This is a genomic window from Actinomadura sp. GC306, from assembly GCF_004348665.1.
GTDB lineage: Bacteria > Actinomycetota > Actinomycetes > Streptosporangiales > Streptosporangiaceae > Spirillospora.
Genome location: NZ_SMKM01000518.1, coordinates 1 through 1,656 on the forward strand (window position 1 = coordinate 1; position 1,656 = coordinate 1,656).

Annotated in this window: 2 protein-coding genes; both read left to right on the plus strand. The window is 74.1% G+C overall.

Features of this window, described 5'->3' with window-relative positions; all coding sequences use genetic code 11:
* Positions 1-936, plus strand: a 936-nt coding sequence (locus E1200_RS33200; protein WP_165950567.1) for an ATP-binding domain-containing protein, incomplete at its 5' end; no start/stop codon positions are given.
* Between the two features lie 75 nt (positions 937-1,011).
* Positions 1,012-1,656, plus strand: a 645-nt coding sequence (locus E1200_RS33205; protein ID WP_131956619.1) for a TetR/AcrR family transcriptional regulator, incomplete at its 3' end; no start/stop codon positions are given.

The following is a 1,656-nucleotide window of genomic DNA, read 5'->3' on the forward strand; positions in this document are numbered from 1 at the left end:
GTCGTGGACGGCGTCAACATCCTCACGGGCGAGGACGTGGCCGACGACACGTGGGAGCCCGAGATGCAGGAGCTCACCACGTCGATCGAGCGGCTCGAACGGTCCCGGCGCGTGGACGACGGCGTGGTGGAGGAGCGCCCCGAGTACGCGCACATCGTCGTGGACGAGGCGCAGGACCTCTCCCCCATGCAGTGGCGCATGCTGGGCCGACGCGGCCGCCAGGCGAGCTGGACCATCGTGGCGGACCCAGCCCAGAGCGCCTGGGAAGACCTGGACGCCGCCCGCGAGGCCATGGAGACGGCACTCGGCGGCGGCCGTGACCGCTCCCAGGGCTCGTCCCGAGGCCGCCGCCGGCCGCGCAAGCCCGCCCCGGTCCGGGCACGGCACGAGTTCGAGCTGACCACGAACTACCGCAACTCCACCGAGATCGCCGCCGTCTCCGCGCGGGTGCTCGCGAAGGCGCTGCCCGAGGCCCGCCCGGCCCGCGCCGTCCGCACGTCCGGCATCGACCCGGTCGTGCGCGTGCTCCCCGAACTCGGCATCACCCCCGCGTGGGAGGCGGCCGAGGAACTGCTCGGCCAGGTGGACGGCACGATCGGCCTAATCGTGCCACTCCCCCCGGACGAGGCGACGCCCGAGGAGCCGACCGGGCAGCCGGCCCTGTTCGACGGCCCGGAACCGTCCGGCCTCCCCGCCTGGACGGCCGCCGACCGCGAACGGCTCGCCGCCGACCTGCCCGAACGCGTCCAGGTCCTCGACGTCCTGGAGGCCAAGGGCCTGGAGTTCGACGCCGCGGTGATCGTGGCGCCGGAGACCATCGCCGCCCAGTCGCCGCGCGGCCTGCGCGTCCTCTACGTCGCCGTCTCCCGTGCCACGCAGCGCCTCACCGTCCTCACCACCGACCCCGGGTGGCGCGACACCCTCCTCACCGGCTGACCCGCGACGGCGGTGAAAAGGGCCGGTCGCACGGTTAGGCTGACGCTGCCCCATTCGTCCGGTGGACGGAGAGCGATGAGCGGCCGGAACCCCCCACCCAGGCGCAGCTATGGCGGCCGGACGGCCGAGCAGCGCCGCGCCGACCGGCGGGAGCGCCTGCTGGCCGCGGGCCTCGAACTGTTCGGCACCCGCGGCTACGCCGCCACGTCCATCGAGCGGCTGTGCGCGACGGCGAGCGTGTCCACCCGCAACTTCTACGAGGAGTTCGCCGGACGCGAGGAGCTCCTGCTCGCCCTGCACCGCGACATCAACGAGCGCGCCTCCGAGGCCCTCACCGCCGCCTACACCGACGCCGTCGGCGCCGACCTCCCGACCCGCGTCGAACGGGCCGTGCGCGCCTTCGTCACCGTCACCGCCAGCGACCCCCGCTGGGCCCGCATCGCGTTCGTCGAGGTCATCGGCGTCAGCGCCGGCCTGGAGCGGCACCGGCTGCGCTGGCGCTCCCGCTGGGAGGACACCCTCGTCACCCTGGCCCGCGAGGCCGTGGCCCGCGGCGAGGCCGCCGACCGCGACTACCGCCTCACCATGATCGCCATCATCGGCGCCGTGAACAACCTCGTCCACCACTGGTCCGCCCGCGACCAGCACATCCCCCTGGACAACATAACGGCAGAACTGACATCCCTGATCTGCAACGCCCTAGCCCGCCGCCCCCAGCCC